Genomic DNA, 25,881 nt, shown 5'->3' with positions numbered 1-25,881 from the left:
TTATCTGCCACCTCCAGAGAAGATGTCATCAATATGAAGGATATTCATATTCTTAGTTACAATAATAACTCTATCATTTACTTTTAAAGAATCATCTCCTGTTGGAATGATTATCTTATTATTTCTAACAATTGTTGCTACTAATATATCTTTATTAAAGATAATATTTTTAAATTTTATATTTATATTTTTAGTATCATTGCCAACTACAAATTCCACTGCCTCTGCGTTATCATTACAGATTCTATATATATTTTCTATGGAACATTTTTTCTTATTTCTTAAAGTTCTTGCATATCTTAATATCTTATATGCAGTAACTAACTTTGGATTTACTATAGAGTTTATTCCTACTGTCTTTCCTATTTCTCTATAATTATTTCTTGTTATTTTAGTTATTACATTACTTACAGATTTGCTACTTGCTAGAAGAGACGCTATAATATTATCCTCATCTCTACCTGTTAAAGTAATAAAACTATCAACTTCTAATAAACTTTCAGATAATAATAACTCTTCATCCATACCATCTCCATTAATTATTATAGAATCTGGTAAAAGATCGTTAAGCTCTTCACAAATTTTTATATCTCTTTCTATTATCTTACAATTCACTCCAACTTCACTAAGCATTTTAGAAAGATAATATGCTATTTTCCCTCCACCAATAATCATGGCTCTTTTCACTTTTTTCTTATATTTTCCTAGTTTATTAAATAAATTTTGAATATCTTTATGTTCACCTATAACATATACTCTGTCATCTTTATGAAAAATATAGTCTCCTCTAGGCATTATAAATTCATCATTTCTCTCTACTCCACAAAATAGTACATTTCCTCTAATAAAAGTAATATCACTTACCCTTTTACCTTCGAGATCTGTATCATTAGACACCTTAAATCCAACTAAATTCACTTTACCACCGGAAAAACTATCTATACTACACACTGATGGATATTTAATTAACTTAGCTATTTCCATTGCTGCAGCTTTTTCTGGATTTATTACTAAATCTATTCCTACTGCTTCAGTTAATAAGGTTATATCTTCATCATAATCTGGAGTTCTAACTCTAGCTACAGTATATTTAACTCCTAACTTTTTAGATGCTAAAGAACAAAGCATGTTTAACTCATCACTATCTGTTACTGAAATTAATAAATCAGCACCTCTTATTCCCGCTTCGTCAAGAACCTTTAAACTAGTACAGTTTCCTTTAACACACATTACATCTAAATTATTATTAATTTGTTCTAAAGCTCCATCCTTATTATCTATAATAGTTATATTATCTCCGTCCATAGATAAGTATTTTGCTAAGGTATATCCTACTTTACCTGCACCGACTATAATAATGTTCATGTTAATTCTCCTTGTTACCTAATCTTAGTCATATGTGTAATAAATCAATTATACCTTACAAATAAAAATAATAATAGTGATTAAATCTAGTAAAAATAATATTTAAAAAAACTTTAAATTTAGGTGAGAATTATTTTTATTTTAATATTTTCTACAACATCACAAAGAAGCCACCTACAATAAAACATTATAGATAGCTTCTTTTTAAAAAGATAAAATATCTGTATATTTATAATATTACTTAGATTTCTTATTTTTTATATTTATATCAAAAAAATCTAAATCATTAATATCGTCAATTTGCCTTATTTCATCTAATATCCATCTCTTTTCATTTTTTATAAATTTCCAGTACTCTTCAAAATGAGTACGTCTATATTTATTACCTTCTATTACTTCATTTGTTTCCTCTTTTATTGTATAATCGATTGATTTTGCTTTTATATGAACCCATAAAGAATCTTCATTAGTTCCATCTTGATCCTGCAATGCAATAGGAATAGCGCTTATTAACTTCATTTTTTCTAGGATGTTTTTTTCTTTTCTTACTTTCATCCATTCTGTTTTTGATTTATGCCTTATGTATAACTTTTCACTCATATACTCTTTAGCTAAATCTTGATTCCTTTCCATCCAGGCAACTTGAACTTTATAAAAAGCTTCTTCTATATCATTCTTTATACTATTATAATCCCAATTATAATCATTCTTAGATAAATTCTTAATAGCCGAAATACTTTTTGCTTTCTTTTTACTAAGTCTTACCTTTAAAACAATTGTTCCTGCTGATCCAACAATAGCAAACATGCCAAGATTAATTATTGAAGTGATTGGATTACTTCTTCCTCTATAACTTCCACTTGGTGAACCTCCATGAGAGGAACTATGGCTTCCACCTCCACCGCCACCGCCACCGCCTCCACCACCGCCTCCTCCACCGCCAGCTCTAGCATAAGCAACTAATGGTCCATTAACAACCAAAATCACCATTATTATTGCTGAAAATCTTTTTAGAAAATTACTAACTTTAAATTTCTTCATTACTCTCTCCCCTTTAAGTGTTTAAATTTTATTAATTACTTTACATAAAAGGATTTAAAGCAAAACTTTAAATCCTTTTTAATCTAAGCGAAAACTTTATTTCTACTATATATCTTAAATCCAGTATCCTCTATTAATGTAAATATACTTGAAGTTATAAAGTAAATTCCAACTCCCACAGGTGCTTTTACAGTTATAGCTAATCCAAATATCAACATAGGAATAATAGATTTTATACTTATCGGTTCTTCATTAATATTAAAAATCTTAAAATAAGAAATTATACTTGGTAATATAGAAACTATTGTATAAATCAAAGGAACAATAAATTTATCATCTGTGCTACCAATATTCATAACCCAAGGAATTAACATTGTCATAGATTCAAATTGAAGCCTTGTTATAGACATATATAACCCAGATACTACTGGTAACTGCAATAATGAAAGAAAGCATCCAAACATTCCTTTAGAATTATTTAAATAAAGCTTATTTAATTCCTCATCTTGTCTTCTTTTATTATTTTTATACTTTTTCTTAACAATCTCTACTTGCTTAGAAAAATTTATTTGCTTTTTCATAGAAATTCTTTGCTTTATAGAAAAAGGTAACATCAATAGCTTTACAGTTACTGTTATCAATACTATAGCTATCCCCCAATCCCCTGTTATATTAAAAGCAAACTCTATCATAGATTTAAATATATTTATAATGATGTCCATAAAAATCCTCCTAATTATTTAAATAATTTGAAATTAATTTATAAGACATCCTTTTAAAATAAAGTACAGTACCGCCATATATCTATTTTCTCATAGGTCTTATATCCATCAGCATTTAAAATCTTGGAAAAATCTAATCTTTCTTTATTAATCAAATTATTGAAAATTGCTTTATTAAATTTCTCCTTATTTCTATAAACATAGCCTTTAAAACATATATATATGTAAGTTGCAATACTAAAAATAAAAACTAATTGAATCAGATATATCATATCAAATTTCATATATTCTCACCCCTATGAGTTATATTATAACTCATTATATGTTATCGCGTATCAACTGTCAATACATGGAACAAATTTAAATAACTTTTATTTACACTTTTTAATACCTTCTAAATAAAATAATAACTGGAATCATTTTTTTATTTTAAAATTGATTCCAGTTATTATTAGAAAATCTGCTGTTAGTATATAACAACAATACCTATGTGCTTCTAATTCTAATTATTGTTTCTTATTAAGTATTTTCTCTGATAAGTCTAGAAAGTATAGAAAAATGGAAATGGTGGGACAAAATAAGGATATCCTAATAGAGCCAATGCAGCTAAATTTCCAAGTGGAAAACCTTTCCTCCTAAAACGTCTAAATCTTCTTCTTGGACGACCGACACCTGGGAATTGTCGTTGTTGATTAGATTCATTTTCATCTTCTGGTTCCATAACATCTTCTCCAACTAACACTATAACACGATCTCTATCTACATCCTCAATAATTCCGTCAATTGTACTTCCATCTGTCAGTGTAATAATAACGTGAAAAGACATAAGCCTTTTACATTTATCGTGTAATGGTTGTAAGTCTCTGTAATAATCAATTCTTTCCAAAGACATTTTTTATCAACTCCTTTCATGACTATGATATTCACCTATAGGTGCAACTGTACCATAGTAGTCACCAAAAAGTGAGAATAATTCGAACATTTTAGAAGTTGCTATATGCTTCCACTTATCTGCATTCCAAGAAATAATATTTTCTGCACTATCAACTTTTTGTATGTCTTTATATGATAATATAAAAATAACTAATACCCTTATCAAATTAATAAGTTTATTAGTCATTTTTATACTATCATTTTTATCTATTTATTACCTTACCTTGTAATCCTTCTATTACATCTAAAGTCTTTTCATGCAATGATTCATCAAAGCTAGCACAAAGACTTCCATCAACTACTACTTCTGCATTTCTAAATTGTGATTGGAACATCACTACATTGCTTATTACACATATATTAGTAACTACTCCAACTATCTCTATTTCAGTAATATCCTCACCTATTTCGTTTGCAAGTTTAATCATATCACTTGGTGCCATTCCAAATCCGTATTTTTCGTAATGAATCGTATTTTCTCTATTTGAGAACTCTTTTAACCTACCATATAGTTCATGACCTTTAGTACCTTTTATACAATGAACAACTGGCAAGTTTTTTCCTTCTCTAGTATCTAAATAATTATCTAAATGAGTATCATATGTGAATAACACCTTGTTATTCTCCTTTATATATTCATTTACTTTATTATAAATTCCATTTTCTAAAGATATAGCTTTCTCAAATCCCAATGCCCCATCAACAAAATCCTTTTGATAATCAATAACTACTAATAATTTTTTCATCTTAAATTCCTCCCCAATTTTATTATTATTTTCAAGTGTTGTTATATCTATCCTTACTATTAATTTAATACTATTATTTTATCATAATAACTTAATAATAAATATATTTCTCTATTTCATTTTCAATCTCTTGAAGAATATTCTAAACTAAATTATAAAAAATATGGGGAGATTATTTGTGTAAAGCATTATTTATTCTAAAATCCATAAAGATTTTCACCTTAATTTTTTCATTCTTTCATTTCTTAATTATTTAATTAAAAATATTTCTATCTACTTTAAACTATTGATAGCCCACCATCTACCACAATATGTTGTCCTGTTACATAACTTGATGCATCAGAAGAAAAATATAAAATAGTTCCATTCAACTCACCTTTTTTTGCAGGTCTAGATGCTGGACAAAGTGTATTATAACTCTTTAAAAATTCTTGTGATTTAAATAAAGTATCTTCAGTCATTTCAGATTCAAATAACCCTGGGCAAACAGAATTCACTGTTATACCAAATTGAGCATAAGATGCAGCCATACCTTTTGACAATCCTAAAACTGCTGCTTTAGAAGCATTATAAGAATGTCTAATAAATACATCCGCTTTATCTGCTAATAACGCATTTATTGAACTAACGTTAACTACTTTTCCGTAATTTTGCTTTTTCATAACTGGAATAACATATTTACTAACTAAATAAATACCTTTCACGTTAGTATCCATACTCTTATCCCAATCTTCTTCGCTAAGGGTATCTACACCACCACGTACTGCGATTCCTGCATTATTTAATAATATATCAATTCTTCCAAATTTATTAATTACAGCTTCTATTGCAGCTTTCACTTCCTCTTCATTAGTGACATCACATTTAACTGCAATGGATTCTACTCCTAAAGCTTCTATTTCTTTTGCTAAACTTTCTATTTTTTCAACTCTTCTTGCTAAAACACAAACATTTGCACCTTCTTTAGCATATGCTATTGCGGCATCCCTTCCAAGTCCACTTGATGCACCTGTAACTACTGCAATTTTTCCCTTTAAATCAAACATATTTATACCTCCCATATTTTTAATGTACTAATTTATTTATACATTTAATTATAAAGTTCTTTATATAAAAGTATTCCTTATAGTTTATGTAAATATTTCTTTTTTTATTTAGTATCAATTCAATCAATACAGAAAGCAACTTACAAACAAATAAAATAAGAGCTGTTACAAACAGCCCTTTAATAAAAAACCTATAATGTTAAATTAAAACTAAACAACATCTCAATTTTAATCTTATTTATTAATAATATGTTTTAAATCTATAATAGCATTTATTTTAAGCCCATTTTCTTCTAAAGAAATTGATTTCAAATTAATTCCTTTAAAATTATCCTTATATACTATTGCATCTCCTTTATCGAACTCTACATTTACTTCTCCATCTTCAGGAAACCAATCTTTCACAAAACTTTTTAAAACTAAATTAACTATCCAATTTGATATTCTTAAATCTAAGCACTTTACTTCATCTATTGTTATTACCAAATCTTCATCACTATTAACACTTGGCTTAATCTTTACTTCAATTGGTGTTTTTAAGTCATTTGAAATTTCATAATTTACATAAATACTGATATAATCATCATCTATTCTTACATTAACATCTTTCATTTTTTCGTTATTAGTTTTTTCTAAAAAATAATCCATTCCATTTAATATAGTTTCTTCTGAAGCAAATAATTCTCCCTTAACTCCTATTGGATTATTTATCACTTCTATATTATTAGCTTGAAGTCCAGATATTGAACTTATAAAATTTAATATTTCATTTTCATTTTTATTTTCTGTTTCTGCCATATTATTTATCTCATTATTATCCTTATTAATATTTTCACTTTTGTTTTTATTGATTTTATTAAGGGATATAACTGTAACTATAAATATAATTAAAACAGAAACTATAGAAGCAATTATTATAGATAACTTCTTATTCATTTTTATCCTCCTTAAAACTATTTATATACTATATTATTTCTTTTGTGTTAATGCTTATTAACTTAGTAATACTGTTATTATATTTTGTATTAACTTAAGTATCCATATTATAAATAAAAATTATAGTAAATGAATCAAATTTATTTTTGATAAGTTACCTTATATTACTTGCTATAGCTTTTATATAAAAAATCTTTTATTTTTTTCTATATATTATATAATATTAACATGATATCTATTGAGAGGGGTTTAGTTTTATGAATAATACGCTAACTGAAGAAAATATAAAAAAATTAAGAGAAGAATTAGAATATAGAATGACAGTAAAAAGAGCTGAAATTGCAAAAGAAAAAGCAATAGCCGCTGCACATGGTGATAGATCAGAAAATGCAGAGTATAAAGAGGCTTGTGCAAACTATAGAGAAAATGATAATAGAATTCAATACTTATTAAACATGATTTCAACAGCAACTGTTATAGATGATGAAGAAATTGATAAATCTGCTTTAGGAATAAATAGTAAAGCTAAAATTAAGTTTATAGAAGACGATTTTGAAGATGTTATAACTTTAGTTACTGTTATGGATTCAGACCCTGAAAATATGTGCATAAGCATAGAATCAGATCTTGGGTTAGCTTTAAAAGGCAAGAAAGTTGGAGATATTGTTGAAGTTGAAGCTCCTGAAGATAAATATACAGTTGAAATATTAGAAATTTTATAATAGCAAAAGTGCCTGTAGCACAAATATAAAGGCTACGATAAATAGATATGTTCCATAAGCTAAATAGTTAAGCAAAACTAAGGCCTAGTAGTTCTTCCTTCGCCAAGTGCTTCTAATTGCTCGCTATATGCTTATTCCACAGTCTATTTATCTTCGCCAACTATATTCTGCCACTTTACACAGTTAAATTTAGAATTGTATTCGATATTATATAAAAATCGGAAAGTTAATACATATCATTATGTTTAAGTCGCAATTTATAACAATTATTCTTCATAAATCATCTTTTTTGTCATTCCACCATCTATGATAATATTTGCTCCATTTATAAAATCATTTTCTTCTTCACATAAAAACAAACATGTTCTTAATATATCACTTGGCTTTCCTACCCTACCTGATGGATGTTGTTTATGGTCTATTTCTCTAAGATATTCATAATTATCTACTTGTATCCATCCAGGGCTTATAGCATTTACAGTTATCGGTGTATTTGATAAAGATATAACTAAACTATTAGTTAAGGAAACAATTCCACCTTTTGATGCTCCATATGCTTCCCAATCTGATTCATTTTGATTATATCTAGTTGAAGCTATATTTATAATTCTTCCAAAGCTTTGACCCTTATTTGCTTTCACAAATTCTTTGCAACAAATAAAGCTTCCCCTTAAATTTGTATTTATAACATTATCGAATTCTTCTATGTTAATATTAAATATTGATTTACTATATGAACTTATCGCTCCATTATTTATCAATATATGAATAGCTCCATATTTTTCAATTGCTTTAGCAAAAACATCTTTTATTTCATTTTCATTTTTTAAATCTGCTTTATAAAATTCAATATTTTCATTATTATATTTAGCATCTAAAATATCTACTGCAATTACTTTAAATCCTTTATCAGCAAAACCTTCTGCTAAGTGGTATCCTATTCCTTTTGCTGCTCCTGTAATTAATGTAACTTTCATATAACCATACACCTCCATACTAACTTATAAGTTCACAACTTCAAAGCCATATATTCACATATTTATCTGAATGTATACTATAAAATTTAAAGTAAAAGATATCTTTAATCTAATGTATTTAAAGATATCTACAATTTATCTTACTTTAAATTCTTTATTCCCTCTTCTAATATTTTTAGTTGCAATAAAGTTTGCTCGTCTGTTATAGTTTTATTTTTATTATTTACTATTGCTTCATATAAATCATCATATACTCTTCCATAATCACCATTAACAGATTTAACTTTTTCCTCATGGATTGTTCCTTCATCATCCATATATGTTAATGTTCCATAATGATTAAAGGTATCAACTCCAAAGTCCTTATTTGTTGGCATATAAAACATCTTTAAATGCTCTTCTTGTCTATCTTTAGTTTCTTTTACAAAGCATCCTTTTTTGCCATATAAAACAAAGCTAGGTCTTTCTTTTATTCTAAAGTAACTAGATTTAACAGATACTTTTAATACTCCATAATATAAATCCAAATCAAAATAGTCATTCATTCTGCCTGTTCCTAGTAATTGTCTAACATCATAATTAATTTTATCTGGCTCTCCAAAATAACTTATAACTTGATCCAATGTATGACAAGCATGACCATATAAATATGAATCATAAGGTGAAAAACTATTAGTTGATTCTGGCACCTCTGGACGATAATAATCAAAATGCATCTCAAGCTCTAGCAAATCTCCAAGCTTACCTTCTTCTATTACCTTTTGAACTGTTAAAAAATCACTATCAAACCTTCTATTTTGATATGCTTGAACTATTAGCCCTTTTTCCTTTGCTAAGTCAAATATTTCTTTTGCTTCATCATAAGTTTTCATAAATGGCTTTTCAACTAAACAATGCTTGTTATGCTCCAATACTAATTTTGCGTAATTATAATGACTATCTTGCCTTGTACAAACTACGATTAATTGTATATCTTTATCATTTAATAATTCATCTAGGTCAGATGTATAATTTACTCCTTCTATTCTATCCCAAGCTTCATTTTTAGAATTTCTTTGATATATTGTCTTTACATTTATATTTTTTCTTTGTAAAACAAATGGTAAATGATATCTATTAGTACTTTTTCCATTTCCTATATAACCAATTGTAAGCATATTTCTCCTCCGTAAAATTTATATTTTATTGAAATTATATCATTTTATTTAGAAACTTCTATATTTTTATTATTTATTCTCTTGCTTTCTTAACTTCCTCAATATATTCCCATGTTATTCCACTATCCTTTGATTGATATAATGCACTAGAATTCCCATTATAATCTCCATCAGCACCTTGACCAACTAATACATTTAAAGGTCCATTTTCTTCATAAGGCATTTCAGGAAAATCAAATACAGAAATAACACTTCCATCATTAAGAGTTACATCTATCTTAGGAAGATTAATTACTTCAAAAGATAAACCTCCATCTTCAGTACGATATAGTTCACCATAACTACCACCACTATGCGATAAAGCTATAAATCCAAGCTTCTCATTTATAAAGGCTACTCCTGATGCTCCTCCACCTCTTCCCATAAATGGATCTTCATTTATAATATCCCATGTAGCTCCCCCATCCTTAGTTCCTTCTAAAGAATAAAATCTACTACCTGCTGCTGCCCCAACAACTCTTAATTTATATCCAGTACTGTCGGATAAATAGAATTCTTTATCTTCACTATTTGCTGTACTCACAGGTTTTCTATTTTCAGTTTTATTTAGCTTATCACCTTTTATATTATTTAAATCTTCTACTAAGTTATATCTAACAGGAGTATATATATCCTCTTTTCCTGGAACATATACTGAAACTGTATATCCTATTATTTCAGAATTTATTTCATATGGTAACTTTGTATTGCCCTCTTTATCTATATAAACAACCCCTTCTTTATTAAAACCAAAGCTTCTTTTCCCATAATAAAGAATTCCAAACTTATTTTCATTCCATTTACTTACTGTATCTTTAAGCGTAACAACCTTCAATGTATTAATTAATGGTTTTAGAAGCTTATCCTCATTAAAATCTGCATTAACATATCCATTTAAAGATATACTTATCTTTTTAGACTTATTACTGTCATACGAAATTAAATAACTTTCTAATTCATCTTTATCATTCTTTCCATAAAGAAAGCAATAAAAAGACTGAATTCTTCCTTCCGAATCAAACTCAAGACTAAAGTCATCAGAAAGATATAAAGTTTCTGGCATATGAAGCTTGTCATTAATATCATTAAATAGGCCTTCTATACCATCTTCATAAATATTATTATGTTCTAGTTTTATTTCTTTTTTATGACCTAAATCATATAAAACCCATGAAAGTTTTCCTCTAAAGTTGGTTGCACTATGATATATTTTTGCCCCATAAAATAATGTTGTAATAACTATAATAATTATTGCTATATATGTCCAAATTGTTTTTAAAGAAGATTTATTCAATGTACTTACATAATTATTTATAGAGTCCCTTATATTTTTTATTTCATAAGGAGTCTTATTCCTCATATTTAAAATTAAAATTTCTCTATTTTTAAATTCTATATAAGCATATTTATTGTTTATTTTAAACAATTTAATTTCTTCAAAATCAAATCTTATTTCTGTATCTTTTAAAATTATTATACTATCACTGTAAAATATATAATTATCTATAATACGCCCTGAAGAAATCATGTATCTCCGCCTAGTCATGTCAATTAAATAAATAATACAAGCCAAAAAGAATAACATACATATAAATAAAATTGTAATATTATGATCAACTCTTCCAAATCTACACAAAGTATAAAATTCATATAGTGATATCAAATATACTATTACAAATATTGGATTAATTATCATTGATAAAAATGTTCTAAACATTATTATTGCTTTATACTTTTTCATTTAAATTTTCCTCCTTCTTAAATATTGTTAATATAGACAAATTATACTCTATTATCTATAACTTAAATCAATTTTATATATTAAATCCATGCTTGTCTCCTTACTATCAACTTCAGATTGTAATTGCTTATCTTCAAAATACTGATAATATTAAAATAATCATATAATAATTAATCTTTCAAATTCATACTAATCATTAAATATTATAAAAATCAAAAAAGCTCCTTAAAACATATATTAAAATATGATTAAGGAGCTTTTATTACTATTTATTAGTTTTATAAATTATATTCTCTTGGTGGATTTCCTGAAAAATCTGATATTACAGCCTTAACTTCTTGAAGATAAAATATTTCGAAAATTGGATTTTCAGCATTTTTATATAAGGATTTAACAAGGCTGCTAGATTCTATAACTTCCCTTTTTATATCTAAATCATTTGAAAATACTACTTTCCCATTTAGTCTAAGCCACTCAAATTTAGGGCTAGATGCACATACTTCTACATAAGGATTATTCTTAATTTCATTAAACACATCCTTTTTATTATTTGTACAAAAATATAGCTTTCCTTCCTTTTCAAGCATAAATTGAAATGGACGTACTTTCGCCTTTCCATCTAAACCTACAGTTGCAAAATATTGAACTGCATTTTCTTTTAAAAATTCTACTACTTCATTCATCTTAAATTAACCCCCATTAATTTATTATAATTTTTCCTTGCAATATAATAATAAATTCAATAATATCAATTGTATAGTAAGCACTTGAAAGTGCTATAGTATCTATTTAGATACTATTGAAGGGGGATGTACATTATATGAATAAAGAACTACCGACTTGTCCTGTTGAAGTTACACTACAACTTATTGGAGATAAGTGGAAGGTATTGATTATACGTGATTTACTTACTGGAACAAAAAGATTTGGGGAATTAAAAAAATCTTTAGGTACTATAACCCAAAAAGTTCTAACTTCAAACCTCCGCTCAATGGAAGAAAGTGGGCTATTAATCAGAAAAGTTTACGCTGAAGTTCCACCAAGAGTTGAATATACTTTAACAGAACTTGGACATAGTTTAAAACCTATATTAGATTCTATGCTTGAATGGGGGGCTGACTATAAAATTAATTACTTTAAAAATGTGGATACCTAATAACTAGAAACGGGGTCGCGAAACGCGACTCCCTTTGCTTATTTAATCTCTATTTCTTTCTTATCGGTATCAAAACTTCAAATTTTGAATTTTCAAGATCATTATTTAAATAAACTTCTATTATGGCATACTATTAATATATAAACTTATTTTATGATTAACATTTAAAATACTTATTTCTAGTTTAAACAAGAAAGGTATATAATAACTATATTATTTTACTTAGGAAGAAGGTTTTATTATGAGTATTAAACTTATATGCATTGACATGGATGGAACACTTTTAATGGATCAACATAATGTTTCAGAGGAAGATAAAAATGCAATTAAATATGCCATAAACAAAGGTGTTCATGTTGCAATTACTACAGGAAGGGTTTATAACTGTGCTAAGCTTTATTCCGACTTAATAGGATTAACTACGCCTATTATTGCTTCTAATGGTGCATTTATTGGTGGTAGTGATGGAAAAGAAATATATAATAATCCTTTAAATATTGATGATGCTGAAAGTTTCCTAGAAATTTCTAAAAAATATAATTTATTTTCATATTTAACAGCTAATTTTGGAATTGTTTCTATGGAAGATTTACCTGAAAATAATATTTATAAAATATTAAATAAAACACTTAAAGATGAAGATAAAATTAAATTAGAGGTTTTAGATAATATTCATGATATTTATAAATTATATGATGGTCAAATTTTAAAAGGAGTCTGCATAGAAAAAAATGATACTGCTAAGCTATTAAAAGCTAAAGAGGAACTCAAAGAAAAATGTCCTAACTTAGAAATAGTTTCTTCTTGGAATGATAATTTTGAGATTATGAAAAAAGGTAGTTCTAAAGGAGAGGCTGTACAATATCTTACAAAATATTTAGACTTAGATAGAAGTGAAGTTATGTGTATTGGTGATAGTGAAAATGATCTTTCTATGATTGAGTTTGCTGAAGTTGGGGTTGCAATGGGAAATGCTATTGATAAAGTTAAAGAATCTGCAACATTTGTTACGGAATCTAATACAAATGCAGGTGTCGCTAAAGCAATAAGAAAATATGTATAATAATATTGCCTGATATTTAAAGTAAACCTATATCTACATTATTTATTAGTAATAATCTTACCAGTATGATAATATTAACTAGACTAAATAAATCTAAAATACAATTTAATTTATCCAAATGGATTAAGATGGAGGCAATAATGGCTGTAAACCAAAACACAAAAAGAAATTTTCATTATAATAATATAGAAAAGAAAGATAAGAACTTTATGTATCAAAATCTTGAAAAAAGTAATTGCTATAACTGTAATTTTGCTGGTTCAAACTTTGATTATGTAAATTTTAGAGGAGCACACTTTAAATCATCTAGCTTTATGAAATGTAGTTTTAAATGGTCTGAATTTATAGGAACAAATTTTAGAAAGAGTAATTTTAAAAATGCAATCTTTGAAAACACCATATTTGACTCCGTTAAATTACAAGATGTTGACTTTAAAGATGCAAAATTTATAAATACTATATTTGTATCAACAGATGTAAGTAAAGCTAAAAATTTAGATATTAATAATCCTGAAATAAGAATTTTTGATGAAATGCCTAAAATAGAAATAAGTGAAGAACTTAAAAATACAGCTTTTAATACTTTCAATAATAAATACATAAAAGCTTCAAGAATTCTAGACACAAAAGATGGGGATCTTAATTACTTAAACATTATGATTCTTTTAGAAAACTTTAATGAAGAAACATTAATTAAAGGGTTAAATTATATTACTAATGAATTAGATAGAGATTTTTATACTCTAAGTTATATAATAAAACTTATTAAAAATATGCCAGAATCGTAAAAATAATAAATCTTAAATAATAATTTTTTTTAAAAGGGGCTCACGTTTCGTTAGCCCCTTTGTGATTAATCTATAAATGTTACAACTTCTTCTAATGCTTTACGTGGTGGCTGTTTTGGAGTATTATCCTCAGGTACACCTAAAGCGACCATAGACATAAGCTCGTAACCATCTTTATTAAAGTTAATTAAACTTTCAATTTCACTTTTTGCATGTGTAGGTCCTGTCATGTAACAAGTTCCATATCCCATTTCTGTTGCTGCAAGCAATATATTTTCCACTGCTGCTCCTATTCCTTGAGCTGCTGATTGTGGTGATAATAATACATCTAAAACTTCTTTTGGTGCATTATTTTCTTTTAATATCTTATATTCTATCATTTTATATTCACTACCATATACTAATATCACAACAGGTGCATTTTTAAAACATGTATAATAGTTTATTACACTCATATGTCTTTTAAAATCTTTTTCATTTTTTGCAAGTTGTCCAATTCTTTCATGGCTTTTAGTAACTATATTAGCTACTTCATCTATTACTTCTTTATTCTGTAATACAACAAAGTGCCAGTTTTGTTGATGCTTTGGAGATGGTGCATAAGTCCCAGCCTTTATTATTTCTAATATATCTTCCTTTTTTACTGGTATGTCCTTAAACTGTCTTATACTTTTACGATTATAAATAAAATCCAAGTTTGTCATTAGCTATTTCTCCTTATAAACTTTAATACTACTGAAATTATAAATAAAAAGGCATTTCACGTCAACTTTTTAAAAATTTTCTCTGCATATTATAAATTTTAAATAATGAATTCAATTTATAACTTAGGCTTTTTTAAATTAATAGTGAAACTAAAGCTTTTTGTATATACATTTCAGAAACAGAATCTAAAGAAGATGTTGCTACATTTAAAATTATAATTTTAGGATTTTTTAAAATTACTCTAGCAATAGGTATAAGTTGCTTTTCTCTTTCTGATAACTTAATTCCACGATCTCCTACAATAGTATTTTATAATTCCATCTATAGTTATTTTTACTAAACTATAATAAATTTTCTTTTATCCATGATGATGGTGACATCTTCCTGCTCCACATTTTCTATGATTGCAACTATGTCCATGATGCCCCTCTCCACACTTGTCATCATCCTCACCTATATTATTTAGTGATTCAAGATTCTTATTTACTTTGTTTATAATACCTAACATTTTTTCTTTTTCTTCAACAGTTAAGCAATTAAATATTGAATTTGATAAATTATCATTTATATTTTCAACTTCTTCTAATGATGACTTTCCAGCTTCAGTTAAATAAACATGCATAATTCTACGATCCTTTTCATCTTGCTCACGTTTAATTAATGAATTCTTTTCTAAACTAGAAAGCATTTCTGTCATTGATGATGGTCTCATATCAATCATTTCTGCTAAATCTCTTTGTATAATTCCATCATTTTCTGAAATTAAAGCTAATAACATCATTTTCCCATGATGAATCCCATCTTTTGATTTCATTGCTTTATGTCTACTTCTGTGCATATATCTATTTAACTTTTGCATAGCATCATATAATTCACTTGAATTTTTATCTGTCATTTTAATTCCTCCAAACTATTTTAAATTACTTAGGTACCTAACTAATTTTAGTATATGCTACTATTTCCATAAATGTTAACAAAAATATTTAGGTTCCTAACTATTTTTGTATTTTTAATATGTCTTAAATAAAATATATGTTCAACAGATAAACAAAAATAATAATTATAAATTACGAATATAAATGCTACGATAACTTATATTCTGCCACTTTATACAGTTAAATTAGCAATTAGCCTCATAAATGATATGCATTAAATTGGAGATTTTATTATAATGAGAAACTACAATTCGATATTATATAAAAATCGGAAAGTTAATACATATCATTATATTTAATTCTCAATTTATAACTAATTTTAAAGTTTTTTAATCCATTCTACTGCTAAATTAAACCAAGTAGATACATGATCATTGATGTGTTCACTTTGCCCATTCATAGCAGTAAGTTCTTCACAAAGACTTAATCCATGTACACCGCTTGGATATATATGAAGTTCAAAAGGTACATTATTAGCTGCTAATGAATTTGCAAAAAATAAAGAATTTTGTACTGGAACTGCTCCATCGTCAAAAGTGTGCCATAAGAATGTTTTAGGTGTATTTTTTGATACTAATTTTTCTAAAGAAAGTTTTTCTCTTTCACCTTCACTTGTATTTTCTCCTAATAAATTATCAAAAGAACCTTTATGAGCAAATTCACCACTAGTTATAACTGGATAACAAAGTATCATTGCATTTGGTTTTATATCATCTTTGCTTAATCCTAAAGTTTCCTCTAAAATTTTATTATCCCATAAAACTCCTAAACTTCCTGCAAGATGTCCACCTGCTGAAAATCCACATACTATAATCTTATTATTATCAACATTCCACTCTTCACCTTTACTACGAATATAATTAACAGTAGCTGCAAGTTCTGTTAATGCTTTAGGAAATTTATTTGGAGCAACACTATATCTTAAGACAACCACATTGAACCCTTCTGCAATAAATTTAAATGCAACTGGTTCAGCTTCTCTATCAGATGTTCCTACATATCCCCCTCCTGGGCATATAATTATAGTTTCTCTTTTCTTATTTATATTAATTTCTTCACTATTTTCTGGAATATAATTACTCATTATAGCATTGCTATCTTTTAATTTACTTGAAATATCCCTTAGATTTATTTTCTCATATATCATCTCTAACTCCCCTTTTATAATATTTATTTTGTTTTCATATTAATTATATATCTTTTATTTTACTTTTTAAATCTATATACTCTGTATCAATTCCAAAATTTTATTAACTTTAAAATTTAAATTATGTAACTTTATACTTATTTCTTAAAGGAATGCTCCTACACAAAAATATTATAAGATTGCTGAAAATTATTTAAATAGTGCCAAAGAAAATGTTTTGTATATAAGCATATTTAGAGCTCTTTAATGAAAAACAAGCTAAGTGTACAACTTAGCTTGACAATTCCTTTTATGCTCCTTCATTTAAGAATTTATACTGTGTAATATACAAATCATAGTAACTACCTTTATTATTTAGTAATTCATTATGGTTACCTACTTCTTCTATTCTTCCGTCATTTATAACCATAATTTTGTCGCAATCTCTTATGGTAGATAATCTATGTGCTACAACAAAGGATGTTCTTCCATGAAGTAATTTTTCTATACCTTCTTGTACTAATTTTTCTGTTTCTGTATCTATATTAGATGTTGCTTCATCTAATATTAATATTCTAGGATTTGCAAGTAATGCTCTTGCAAATGATACTAACTGCCTTTGTCCTAAAGATAATCTTGTACCTCTTTCATTTACTTCTGTGTTATATCCATTTTCTAATTTTAAAATAAATTCATGAGCATTAACTGCCTTTGCTGCATTTATAACTTCTTCATCAGTTGCATCCAATCTTCCATATCTTATATTTTCCATTATAGTTGTTGAAAATAAAAATGTATCTTGAAGCATTATTCCCATTTGACTTCTTAAAGATTCTAAATCTACATTTTTTATATTCTTTCCATCCACTAAAACTTCTCCAGATGTAGGATCATAGAATCTACTTAATAAAGAAACTATAGTTGTTTTTCCTGCACCAGTTGCTCCAACTAATGCTATTTTTTCACCTTTATTAACTTTGAAGTTTATATCTTTTAAAACTTTTGTATTTTCATCATAAGAAAAATTAACATCTTTAAATTCTACAACACCTTGAATTTTCCCAATTTTCTTTGCATTTTCTTCATTTTTTATTACTGGCTTCATATCTAAAATATCAAATATTCTATCTGCTGCTGAAAAGTTTGTGATTAAAGTATTATAAAAACTTGAAAGATTCATTATAGGTCTCCAAAACATTCCTACATACATTGAAAATGCTATTAATGTTCCTATTTGTATTTCATTATTTATAACTAATTTATATCCAACTGCAAATACTATTAAAGTACCAGCTCCCCATGATAATTCTACAAGTGGCCAAAAGAAATCATTTAACATAACAGCTCTTACAAAAGAATTACTTAATTCCTTTACCATTGATTTAAAATTATTTTCTGTTCCTTTCTCTTTAGCAAACCCTTGAACTATTTTTATTCCTGAAAAATCCTCATGAGTAAAACCATTCAAGTTTGACCTCTTATTTCTATAAATTTCCCATCTTCTTCTTGAATATATTTCAATACAAAACATAGCTATACCAAGTACTGGTAGTAATGCTACTGAGGCTAAAGCTAGTTTATAGTTAAGAAAAAACATAATAATAGCTACACATAAAAGATTTAATAATTGTGGTATAAGAGATTGAATACTTTGAGAAAATAAATTTTTTAATGAATTAACATCTGAAACTACTCTTGAAAGTATTTTCCCAACTGGTCTTCCATCAAAAAAATCAAATGATAAGTATTGTATATGACTATATAATTCATGCCTTATATTAACTAAAATATTATTAGTTATTGAAGTTATCATATTCCATCTAATTTTTGATAAACCCCATGCAAGTAAATTTAATACTATTAGTATTATTCCTATTAAAATCAATCCTTTTACATCCTTATTTACTACATACTTATCTATTGCTATCTTTAAAAGCAATGGATTAACTATTGAAGATATCATAACAAATATCATAAGTAATATAACTATAAAGGATTTAAATTTATAAGGTTTAAGATATTCTAAAAGCTTTACTGTTATTTCGCTTTTACTTCTTCTTATTACTTCTTCATCTTTTTTTATTAAATTTGTATTTTCCATCTTAAACCACCTCCTCTTCTATTTCATTAAAGTCTTTAAATTGGTTGCAATAAATATCAAAATACTTTCCCTTAAGCTTTAATAGTTCTTCATGGGTTCCCTTTTCTTTTATTTCACCATTTTCTAAATAGATTATTATATCTGCATTTTTTACAGCAGAAATTCTATGAGCTATAATAAAAGTTGTGCTCTTTACATCTCTTTTTGATAGATTTTTTAATAATTCATGTTCTGTTTCCATATCTAATGCAGATGTAGAATCATCTAATATTAATACTTTAGAGTTTCTTACTAATGCTCTAGCTATTGATATTCTTTGTTTTTGTCCTCCTGATAAACCAAGTCCTCTTTCTCCTATTTCTGTATATAAACCTTCTTCTAGTTCTTCTATAAAATCTAAGGCACATGCTAATGAAGCTGCTTTTTCAACTTCTTTTGTTTGTGCATTTTCATTACTAAATTTTATATTGTTAATTATTGAATCTGAAAATAAAAATGTATCTTGTGGAACTATAGACATATTTTTTCTTAAAAAGTCTAAATCATAATCTTTTATATCTACATTATCTATTTTTATATTTCCTTCACTTAAATCATAATATCTTCCTATCAAATTAATTAAAGTTGATTTACCTGAACCTGTAGTTCCCATTATAGCTACTGTATCTCCAGATTTAATATCTAAATTTATATTCTTTAAAACATATTCATCATTATATTTAAAGCTAACGTTATTAAAGGTTATATCTCCTTTTAAGTCATTATTTTTATAGCTTTTTTCTTTACTTTTAATTTCAGGTTCTCTATCCATTATTTCAAATATCTTTTTAGCTGAAGCACTATTTCTAGAAAGTAAATCTATTAATTCTCCTAACATTCTCATTGGCCATATAAGATTCCAAATATACCCACTAAATGCTACTAGAACTCCTATAGTAATATTTTCTTTCATAACAAGATATCCACCAAAAACTATCATTATAACCAATGATATATTTGTTAAAAATTCTATTGGTGGAAAAAAGTCACCGATTATTTTAGCTTGTTTCATGTTTAAATCATAGTAACTTCTATTCATCTTTAAAAATTTTGTTATTTCATATTTTTCCCTTGAAAATGCCTTTACTAATCTTACCCCTGCTATATTTTCTTGAGCTGTTGTATTAATCTTAGCCGTTTGATCACTTATCTCTTCATAAGATTTCCCAAATTTATTTTCTAACTTTATTGCTATAAAACCTATTGGTATCATTATGATAAAGCAAGCTAAAGCTAAGGTAAAATTTAATTTGAATAAGATAACTGTAGAAACTACAAAGTATATTATATTTTCTATAAACAATCTAAGTCCAAACCCTATAGTTTGCCATATATTTTCTACATCTTCTCCTATTCTTGACATTAGCTCACCAGTATTCATATTATCAAAATACTTAAATTCTAATTTTTGAATATGATTAAATAAATCATTTTTTATATCTTCATGAACTCTTACACTTAAAAGATCATAAAGAAATTCTTTTAAATATCCAAAAATAGCTTTTATTATTGTAATTAATAGCATTCCTAACAAAACTTTAATTATTATATTGTTGTTTCCTGCTATAACTCCATCATCTATAAAGATTTGTTGCAAGTATGGTATAAATAAATCTACCCCAATTACTGCAAGCATAGATAATGTTCCAATTATTAGCATCGACTTGTATTTTGAAACATATTTTAGTACTCTAGTCATAAAATTTTCCCCCTTTAATTCATTACTAATATTATTTTTGATTATTTGTTATACATACACCCCTCTCTCCTTCTTAAAAAGACAAAAAGGCCACAGTTACCCATGACCTTTTACTTATATGTTTTTATAATTTTAAACAAAATAAAAAGCCAGGAGTAATAACCCTTGGCCCTAATTATCTTTATATAAATTCAAGTAATATTCTTATATTTTTAACGAATATATACTTTTATAAAGTAATATTGTATAAATCACCTACATATAAACTTACACAATGAGATAGGATTATTAATATAGTTTTTAATATATTTACTTTTATTATCTTTAAATAACATTTCTAAATTAAACATAATGTTTGACATTTTCCTACCTCCTTTTTATATTTTTACTTTATTACTTTACCATCATATTCCTATTTGTAAATTTTGTCAATATATTTTGTTACTTTTAAATACTTTTTTGTTTGTTATAACTTTTTTATACTTAATTTAACTATAACTCAACCTTATCTTCATTAAGGTTTAAATACTTAAAAGAAAATATTAATCATTTCTTATTATACCACTGCAATCTATATTAAATATATTCTTTTATTATATCTTTCATTTCATTTTATATAAAATAAAAAAAGGCTATCATAATTAATGGTTTTATATCCGTTAATTATATAGCCTCTTTTATATTAATTTATATTTCTTAATCTAAACTATTAAAAATTTAAATATAATTTCTAATAGTTATTATTCTGTTTTACTAACCTTTGATTTCATAATTGGTACTGTAGTAGCTATAACTAAAATAACTAATAATATTATAGCCATCATATTACCAGAAGCAAATCCAACTGGAGTTTTAGGAGTTATTAAACCTGTTACTTGTAAGATTATTCCTACTAGTCCTATTATTGAACCTCCTGCAACAAGCCCTGAAGATAAGCTTATTCCATTTGCAACTTTAGCTTCTTTTTCTTTTTCGTTCTTACTCATCTTTTCAACAAACACACGAATTAATGCTCCAACTAATATTATTGAAGTTGTTGATATAGGTAAGTAGAATCCAATTGCTATTGTCATTATTGGTAGATTTAGTAAGAATAAGAATAATGCCATAACAATACCTACAAGTATCATAGGCCAAGGTAAATCACCTGACATAATACCTGATGTTAATGTAGCCATTAAATTAGCTTGTGGTAATGCAAATTGTGCATCTGCACCAGTAACTGCTAATTGTTCTGATAGTATCTTTATTGTTCCTGTAACAACAACAACACCTACTATACTTGAAATTAAAAAGCTATTTTGCATTTCTTTTTTACTTCCACCTATTATGTAAGATACTTTTTGAGATTGACTGTATCCTCCAGCTACAGATATTGCAACAACCATAAATGCTGCAAATAAAAGCAATGATTTATTATCCGCTTGGCTACTCCATCCCATTATAACAAAAACTAATGTTAATATAACTAATGAAGCAATTGTCATACCTGATACAGGAAGGTTTGATGTTCCTATTGTACCTGTTAAACGTCCAGAAACTATTACAAAAAGTAAAGATAATAATAAAGAAACAATAACAGCTATTATAGCCATCTTAATACTTTGAGATATCATAAATGCAGCTATAAATGCAATAATGCTACCTGCTAAAAGTATTATTATTTCACTTGAATTACTTTCTGAGTCACTATCTTTGCCTGATTTTGCTTTTAATGTTTCTTTAATTGAAACAACTATAGTTGGTATAAGTTTAATAGCTCCTATTAAACCTCCACAAAGCATCATTCCAGCACCTATGTACTTAACGTAACTTCCTGATATCGCATTTACATCCATTTGGTTAAGTAATAATGAAGCATCATTCCAAGAATGCATATTATTTGCTGCCATATCAGTAAAATATCCTATTAATGGTGAAACACCAAAATTAGCTAATATTGAACCTGCAAACATAGTTAGTGATACTTCTAATCCAACTATAAAGCCTATACCTAGTAAAAGTGGATTTACTTCAGTAGAAAACTTCCATTTATAAAATTTACTTCCTACATAAGTTATACTGTTGTTTATAATGTTTAAAAATGATCCTGTTAATACATTTATAATACCACTTATTACAAATCCAATTCCCATGAACTTTATAGCATCCCCATCACCTTCTGAAGCAATAAGTGTTTCAGATATAGCCATAGATTCTGGATACATAAGTTTTCCATGCTCTTCTACTATTAGATATTTATAAACTAAAGATAGACATCCCATTCCAAATAGAACTCCACCTACACCTACAATTAATCCTTCTAAGAATGTAATATTACTTCCTATTAAGATAATTGAAGGTAATACATAAATCATACCACTAGCTACAGACTCTCCACCACTTGCCATACCTTGTGTTATATTTTTTCCAAGAATACCTTTATTACGAGCAAAAGCTCCTATAAGCATTGAACCTATTATAGCCCCTGGTATTCCTGCCGCAACAGTTAATCCTGACTTCATTCCAGAATAAGCAGTTGATGCTGCAAATACAGCAGACAATACTATTCCTATTATTATAACAGATAGGTTTGTTCCACTCTTCGACTTATCTGTTATGTATGGTACATAATCTTTACCATGTACGCCACCATAAGCTTCTTTAGACAATTTTTTCTTCATACGTACTCTCCTTCTTTTTATTGTATTTATTATTATATAGTTAGTATATCCATTTTTCAGTTTAACATAATTAGACATATTTTTTTTATAAATACCTTTATATTATGCCAAAAATATATGAAAAAGGAAAGCATTTTTTTTGCATAATATAAAAATCTTAGAATAATATTACAGCTTATTTATTAAAAGTATATATAGTAATATTATTTTTATAAAAAATAGAAGCAGATTACAATAATCCACTTCTTCTAGGCCATATATATTTTTTAATAATGTTTAAATTTTTTAGAACTTAGGATCTATTTCATTAATTTGTATCCTTCTTAAATCCTTTTGTCTTAATCTTGTTTCTTCCATTATTTTATCCCAAGACTCTCCTGCTATTATCATTTCCTTTGCTTTTGCATAAACTTGATTTTTAGTTTCTCTGTTCATTTTTTCCTCCAAGGTTTTATTAAGCATTTATAGCTCAATTTATTTTTATTTACCTTTATATTATTGGGGAAAATTATATTAATTATTACATTTTAAAAGTAAATTTATAATATACCGATTTCTTATTTATTAGTTTTATATATCTAACTAACCTAAAAGGACACCATTTCGGTATCCTTTCTCTCTATCTTTATTATTTTATATTTAAAATAGTTTTCTAATCTTTAAATTAATCCTATATCATTTCTAAAATATTTATCTCTAAATTCTACTTTTTCTATAGTATTATAAGCATCTTCTCTTGCTTTTTCTATTGTTTCTCCAAATCCAACCACTGAAAGAACTCTTCCCCCATTAGTTTTTAAAATTCCATTTTCAAGTTTTGCACCTGCTAGAAAAACTTTATCTTTAATTTCATCATCTATAGTAATTTCATATCCCTTAGGAAAACTTCCCGGATATCCCTTTGATGCTAAAACTACATTTACACATGCTCCTTTTTCCCATTTAACTTCTGTATTTTTCAAATTCTCTATTAATGAAGCTTCTATAAGTTCTAGTAAATCGCCTTCCATTAAATTAAGTACTGATTGTGTTTCTGGATCTCCCATTCTCACATTATATTCTAAAAGATATGATCCTTTTTTAGTTATCATAAGACCAAAGAATATTATACCTTTATAATCAAATCCTTCTTCTCTTATTCCAACTAAAGTCCTATTCATTATATTTTCTTCAAAATCCTTTAAAACCTCTTCTGTTACATATGGATTAGGTGCTACAACTCCCATCCCTCCAGTATTTGGCCCCTTACCACCATCAAAAATTTGTTTATGATCCTTTGCAGATATAAATGGTATAATAGTTTTTCCATCTGTAATTGAAAGAATAGATGCCTCTACACCTTCTAAAAACTCTTCTATAACTATTTTTTGCCCTGCTCCATTAAATATGTCATCAACCATAAAAGATTTTACTGCATCTATGGCCTCTTCTTTATTTTCACAAATAGCAACACCTTTTCCAGCAGCTAATCCATCAGCCTTAACTACCGTAGGATATGGACAAGTTTCTAAATAATCTAAAGCTTTATTAACATCATGAAATACTTCATACTCTGCAGTTTTAACTCCATACTTTTTCATGAAATCCTTAGAAAAACTCTTACTACCTTCAAGCATTGCAGCTTTTCCACTAGGTCCAAAAATCTTAAGTCCATTCATTTTAAACTTATCAACGATCCCATTAGTTAAAGGATCTTCAGGTCCAACAACAGTTAAATCAATAGAATTATCTAAAGCAAATTTCAAAAGTTCATCTATATCAGTTATATTTATATTTTCACACTTATTTTCCCTAGCAGTTCCCCCATTACCAGGAGCAACAAATATTCTTTCTACCTTCTTACTCTTAGCAAGCTTCCAAGCCAAAGCATGCTCCCTACCACCAGATCCAATTAATAAAATCTTCATATACTAACCTCCAACAAATACTCTTTATTTTATTCCATTTCTATAACATTTACATTAAAAACGCCTAAACATTAATTTAACATCTAAGAAACAGAGAAAATCTTATGGAGGGATATATCGTAATGAACAGTTAGTATTTCCTGTTGTTAAAATAAAAATTGCGTTAAGAATTTCTGTTGTTTGACCGTAGGGAGTTACAGAAATTTAGTTATTTTTCTTTTACCAACAGTCGAAATACTCTGTGAAATTACTTAATATCCTGAAATAAGATTCT

General features: G+C 26.8%; 25 protein-coding genes. 4 read left to right on the top strand and 21 right to left on the bottom strand.

The window, feature by feature from the left end; genetic code table 11:
* The 9 genes from trkA to I2A75_RS05215 all read right to left on the bottom strand — a co-directional run bounded on the left by trkA (nt 1) and on the right by I2A75_RS05215 (nt 6,789).
* The gene (trkA, locus tag I2A75_RS05255) at nt 1–1,365 is read right to left on the bottom strand and encodes a Trk system potassium transporter TrkA (protein WP_195263432.1); all 1,365 of its coding nucleotides are present in this window, start codon (nt 1,363–1,365) and stop codon (nt 1–3) included.
* Between the two features lie 237 nt (nt 1,366–1,602).
* Entirely contained in the window at nt 1,603–2,406 is an 804-nt protein-coding gene (locus I2A75_RS05250; RefSeq protein ID WP_195263431.1) for a Tim44-like domain-containing protein, read from the bottom strand.
* A gap of 83 nt (nt 2,407–2,489) precedes the next feature.
* Nucleotides 2,490–3,128 carry a membrane protein insertase YidC gene (gene yidC, locus I2A75_RS05245; protein ID WP_195263430.1) on the bottom strand — a complete coding sequence of 213 codons (639 nt, stop codon included), beginning with the start codon at nt 3,126–3,128 and terminating at the stop codon, nt 2,490–2,492.
* Between the two features lie 53 nt (nt 3,129–3,181).
* A complete protein-coding gene (locus I2A75_RS05240; protein ID WP_195263429.1) occupies nt 3,182–3,412 on the bottom strand; it encodes a hypothetical protein in 231 nt (76 codons plus the stop codon).
* Between the two features lie 257 nt (nt 3,413–3,669).
* Nucleotides 3,670–4,020: a hypothetical protein gene (locus I2A75_RS05235; RefSeq protein ID WP_195263428.1), complete on the bottom strand. Its 351-nt coding sequence runs from the start codon at nt 4,018–4,020 to the stop codon at nt 3,670–3,672.
* A gap of 6 nt (nt 4,021–4,026) precedes the next feature.
* A complete protein-coding gene (locus I2A75_RS05230; RefSeq protein ID WP_195263427.1) occupies nt 4,027–4,248 on the bottom strand; it encodes a hypothetical protein in 222 nt (73 codons plus the stop codon).
* A 16-nt stretch (nt 4,249–4,264) separates the two neighbouring features.
* A complete protein-coding gene (locus tag I2A75_RS05225) occupies nt 4,265–4,807 on the bottom strand; it encodes an isochorismatase family cysteine hydrolase (RefSeq protein WP_195263426.1) in 543 nt (180 codons plus the stop codon).
* A gap of 278 nt (nt 4,808–5,085) precedes the next feature.
* Complete coding sequence (locus I2A75_RS05220; protein WP_195263425.1) at nt 5,086–5,853, bottom strand: SDR family NAD(P)-dependent oxidoreductase; 768 nt, start codon at nt 5,851–5,853, stop codon at nt 5,086–5,088.
* Nucleotides 5,854–6,087: 234 nt separating this feature from the next.
* On the bottom strand, nt 6,088–6,789 hold the full coding sequence (locus I2A75_RS05215) for a hypothetical protein (RefSeq protein ID WP_195263424.1): 702 nt from the start codon (nt 6,787–6,789) through the stop codon (nt 6,088–6,090).
* Nucleotides 6,790–7,046: 257 nt separating this feature from the next.
* Between I2A75_RS05215 and I2A75_RS05210 the strand changes: the two genes are divergently transcribed.
* On the top strand, nt 7,047–7,511 hold the full coding sequence (locus I2A75_RS05210; protein ID WP_195263423.1) for a GreA/GreB family elongation factor: 465 nt from the start codon (nt 7,047–7,049) through the stop codon (nt 7,509–7,511).
* Between the two features lie 266 nt (nt 7,512–7,777).
* Here I2A75_RS05210 and I2A75_RS05205 read toward each other — a convergent pair whose 3' ends face one another.
* From I2A75_RS05205 to I2A75_RS05190, 4 genes are all read right to left on the bottom strand, one after another.
* Complete coding sequence (locus I2A75_RS05205; protein WP_195263422.1) at nt 7,778–8,488, bottom strand: SDR family oxidoreductase; 711 nt, start codon at nt 8,486–8,488, stop codon at nt 7,778–7,780.
* A 140-nt stretch (nt 8,489–8,628) separates the two neighbouring features.
* Nucleotides 8,629–9,645, bottom strand: a complete 1,017-nt coding sequence (locus I2A75_RS05200) for an oxidoreductase (protein WP_195263421.1) — start codon at nt 9,643–9,645, stop codon at nt 8,629–8,631.
* Nucleotides 9,646–9,718: 73 nt separating this feature from the next.
* Nucleotides 9,719–11,425: a hypothetical protein gene (locus I2A75_RS05195; protein ID WP_195263420.1), complete on the bottom strand. Its 1,707-nt coding sequence runs from the start codon at nt 11,423–11,425 to the stop codon at nt 9,719–9,721.
* A 278-nt stretch (nt 11,426–11,703) separates the two neighbouring features.
* Entirely contained in the window at nt 11,704–12,108 is a 405-nt protein-coding gene (locus tag I2A75_RS05190; protein WP_195263419.1) for a pyridoxamine 5'-phosphate oxidase family protein, read from the bottom strand.
* A gap of 137 nt (nt 12,109–12,245) precedes the next feature.
* On the opposite strand from I2A75_RS05190, the gene I2A75_RS05185 reads away from it, so the two are divergent.
* The 3 genes from I2A75_RS05185 (at nt 12,246) to I2A75_RS05175 (ending at nt 14,432) form a co-directional block, all read left to right on the top strand.
* On the top strand, nt 12,246–12,581 hold the full coding sequence (locus I2A75_RS05185) for a helix-turn-helix domain-containing protein (protein WP_195263418.1): 336 nt from the start codon (nt 12,246–12,248) through the stop codon (nt 12,579–12,581).
* A gap of 241 nt (nt 12,582–12,822) precedes the next feature.
* Nucleotides 12,823–13,644, top strand: a complete 822-nt coding sequence (locus I2A75_RS05180) for a Cof-type HAD-IIB family hydrolase (RefSeq protein ID WP_195263417.1) — start codon at nt 12,823–12,825, stop codon at nt 13,642–13,644.
* 140 nt (nt 13,645–13,784) lie between these two features.
* Nucleotides 13,785–14,432 (top strand): pentapeptide repeat-containing protein, encoded by a 648-nt coding sequence (locus I2A75_RS05175; RefSeq protein WP_195263416.1) that lies wholly within the window; start codon nt 13,785–13,787, stop codon nt 14,430–14,432.
* Nucleotides 14,433–14,497: 65 nt separating this feature from the next.
* Here the strand turns inward: I2A75_RS05175 and I2A75_RS05170 are convergent, their stop codons facing one another.
* The 8 genes from I2A75_RS05170 to purD all read right to left on the bottom strand — a co-directional run bounded on the left by I2A75_RS05170 (nt 14,498) and on the right by purD (nt 25,607).
* Complete coding sequence (locus I2A75_RS05170) at nt 14,498–15,136, bottom strand: nitroreductase family protein (protein ID WP_195263415.1); 639 nt, start codon at nt 15,134–15,136, stop codon at nt 14,498–14,500.
* Nucleotides 15,137–15,495: 359 nt separating this feature from the next.
* Nucleotides 15,496–16,032: a MarR family winged helix-turn-helix transcriptional regulator gene (locus I2A75_RS05165; RefSeq protein WP_195263414.1), complete on the bottom strand. Its 537-nt coding sequence runs from the start codon at nt 16,030–16,032 to the stop codon at nt 15,496–15,498.
* A 359-nt stretch (nt 16,033–16,391) separates the two neighbouring features.
* Nucleotides 16,392–17,219 carry an alpha/beta hydrolase gene (locus I2A75_RS05160; protein WP_195263413.1) on the bottom strand — a complete coding sequence of 276 codons (828 nt, stop codon included), beginning with the start codon at nt 17,217–17,219 and terminating at the stop codon, nt 16,392–16,394.
* Between the two features lie 289 nt (nt 17,220–17,508).
* Nucleotides 17,509–19,299, bottom strand: a complete 1,791-nt coding sequence (locus I2A75_RS05155; RefSeq protein WP_195263412.1) for an ABC transporter ATP-binding protein — start codon at nt 19,297–19,299, stop codon at nt 17,509–17,511.
* A 1-nt stretch (nt 19,300) separates the two neighbouring features.
* Nucleotides 19,301–21,037, bottom strand: a complete 1,737-nt coding sequence (locus I2A75_RS05150) for an ABC transporter ATP-binding protein (RefSeq protein WP_195263411.1) — start codon at nt 21,035–21,037, stop codon at nt 19,301–19,303.
* Between the two features lie 740 nt (nt 21,038–21,777).
* On the bottom strand, nt 21,778–23,700 hold the full coding sequence (locus I2A75_RS05145; protein WP_195263410.1) for an oligopeptide transporter, OPT family: 1,923 nt from the start codon (nt 23,698–23,700) through the stop codon (nt 21,778–21,780).
* 285 nt (nt 23,701–23,985) lie between these two features.
* Nucleotides 23,986–24,135, bottom strand: a complete 150-nt coding sequence (locus I2A75_RS05140) for a hypothetical protein (RefSeq protein WP_195263409.1) — start codon at nt 24,133–24,135, stop codon at nt 23,986–23,988.
* A gap of 224 nt (nt 24,136–24,359) precedes the next feature.
* On the bottom strand, nt 24,360–25,607 hold the full coding sequence (gene purD, locus I2A75_RS05135; protein ID WP_195263408.1) for a phosphoribosylamine--glycine ligase: 1,248 nt from the start codon (nt 25,605–25,607) through the stop codon (nt 24,360–24,362).
* Nucleotides 25,608–25,881: the final 274 nt, after the last annotated feature.

The organism is Clostridium sp. 1001275B_160808_H3 (assembly GCF_015550425.1).
Taxonomy (GTDB): domain Bacteria; phylum Bacillota; class Clostridia; order Clostridiales; family Clostridiaceae; genus Clostridium.
This window is presented reverse-complemented; position numbering and strand designations above follow the sequence as displayed.

Excerpts from the sequence above, each read along its gene's own strand:
- I2A75_RS05185 (WP_195263418.1), top strand. The coding sequence starts at position 12,246 with ATGAATAAAGAACTACCGACTTGTCCTGTTGAAGTTACACTACAACTT.
- I2A75_RS05220 (WP_195263425.1), bottom strand. The coding sequence starts at position 5,853 with ATGTTTGATTTAAAGGGAAAAATTGCAGTAGTTACAGGTGCATCAAGT.
- I2A75_RS05140 (WP_195263409.1), bottom strand. The coding sequence starts at position 24,135 with ATGAACAGAGAAACTAAAAATCAAGTTTATGCAAAAGCAAAGGAAATG.
- I2A75_RS05225 (WP_195263426.1), bottom strand. The coding sequence starts at position 4,807 with ATGAAAAAATTATTAGTAGTTATTGATTATCAAAAGGATTTTGTTGAT.
- I2A75_RS05160 (WP_195263413.1), bottom strand. The coding sequence starts at position 17,219 with ATGATATATGAGAAAATAAATCTAAGGGATATTTCAAGTAAATTAAAA.
- yidC (WP_195263430.1), bottom strand. The coding sequence starts at position 3,128 with ATGGACATCATTATAAATATATTTAAATCTATGATAGAGTTTGCTTTT.
- I2A75_RS05205 (WP_195263422.1), bottom strand. The coding sequence starts at position 8,488 with ATGAAAGTTACATTAATTACAGGAGCAGCAAAAGGAATAGGATACCAC.
- trkA (WP_195263432.1), bottom strand. The coding sequence starts at position 1,365 with ATGAACATTATTATAGTCGGTGCAGGTAAAGTAGGATATACCTTAGCA.
- I2A75_RS05165 (WP_195263414.1), bottom strand. The coding sequence starts at position 16,032 with ATGACAGATAAAAATTCAAGTGAATTATATGATGCTATGCAAAAGTTA.
- I2A75_RS05250 (WP_195263431.1), bottom strand. The coding sequence starts at position 2,406 with ATGAAGAAATTTAAAGTTAGTAATTTTCTAAAAAGATTTTCAGCAATA.
- I2A75_RS05200 (WP_195263421.1), bottom strand. The coding sequence starts at position 9,645 with ATGCTTACAATTGGTTATATAGGAAATGGAAAAAGTACTAATAGATAT.
- I2A75_RS05180 (WP_195263417.1), top strand. The coding sequence starts at position 12,823 with ATGAGTATTAAACTTATATGCATTGACATGGATGGAACACTTTTAATG.
- I2A75_RS05150 (WP_195263411.1), bottom strand. The coding sequence starts at position 21,037 with ATGACTAGAGTACTAAAATATGTTTCAAAATACAAGTCGATGCTAATA.
- I2A75_RS05240 (WP_195263429.1), bottom strand. The coding sequence starts at position 3,412 with ATGAAATTTGATATGATATATCTGATTCAATTAGTTTTTATTTTTAGT.
- I2A75_RS05215 (WP_195263424.1), bottom strand. The coding sequence starts at position 6,789 with ATGAATAAGAAGTTATCTATAATAATTGCTTCTATAGTTTCTGTTTTA.
- I2A75_RS05190 (WP_195263419.1), bottom strand. The coding sequence starts at position 12,108 with ATGAATGAAGTAGTAGAATTTTTAAAAGAAAATGCAGTTCAATATTTT.
- purD (WP_195263408.1), bottom strand. The coding sequence starts at position 25,607 with ATGAAGATTTTATTAATTGGATCTGGTGGTAGGGAGCATGCTTTGGCT.
- I2A75_RS05235 (WP_195263428.1), bottom strand. The coding sequence starts at position 4,020 with ATGTCTTTGGAAAGAATTGATTATTACAGAGACTTACAACCATTACAC.
- I2A75_RS05170 (WP_195263415.1), bottom strand. The coding sequence starts at position 15,136 with ATGACAAACTTGGATTTTATTTATAATCGTAAAAGTATAAGACAGTTT.
- I2A75_RS05175 (WP_195263416.1), top strand. The coding sequence starts at position 13,785 with ATGGCTGTAAACCAAAACACAAAAAGAAATTTTCATTATAATAATATA.
- I2A75_RS05155 (WP_195263412.1), bottom strand. The coding sequence starts at position 19,299 with ATGGAAAATACAAATTTAATAAAAAAAGATGAAGAAGTAATAAGAAGA.
- I2A75_RS05210 (WP_195263423.1), top strand. The coding sequence starts at position 7,047 with ATGAATAATACGCTAACTGAAGAAAATATAAAAAAATTAAGAGAAGAA.
- I2A75_RS05145 (WP_195263410.1), bottom strand. The coding sequence starts at position 23,700 with ATGAAGAAAAAATTGTCTAAAGAAGCTTATGGTGGCGTACATGGTAAA.
- I2A75_RS05230 (WP_195263427.1), bottom strand. The coding sequence starts at position 4,248 with ATGACTAATAAACTTATTAATTTGATAAGGGTATTAGTTATTTTTATA.
- I2A75_RS05195 (WP_195263420.1), bottom strand. The coding sequence starts at position 11,425 with ATGAAAAAGTATAAAGCAATAATAATGTTTAGAACATTTTTATCAATG.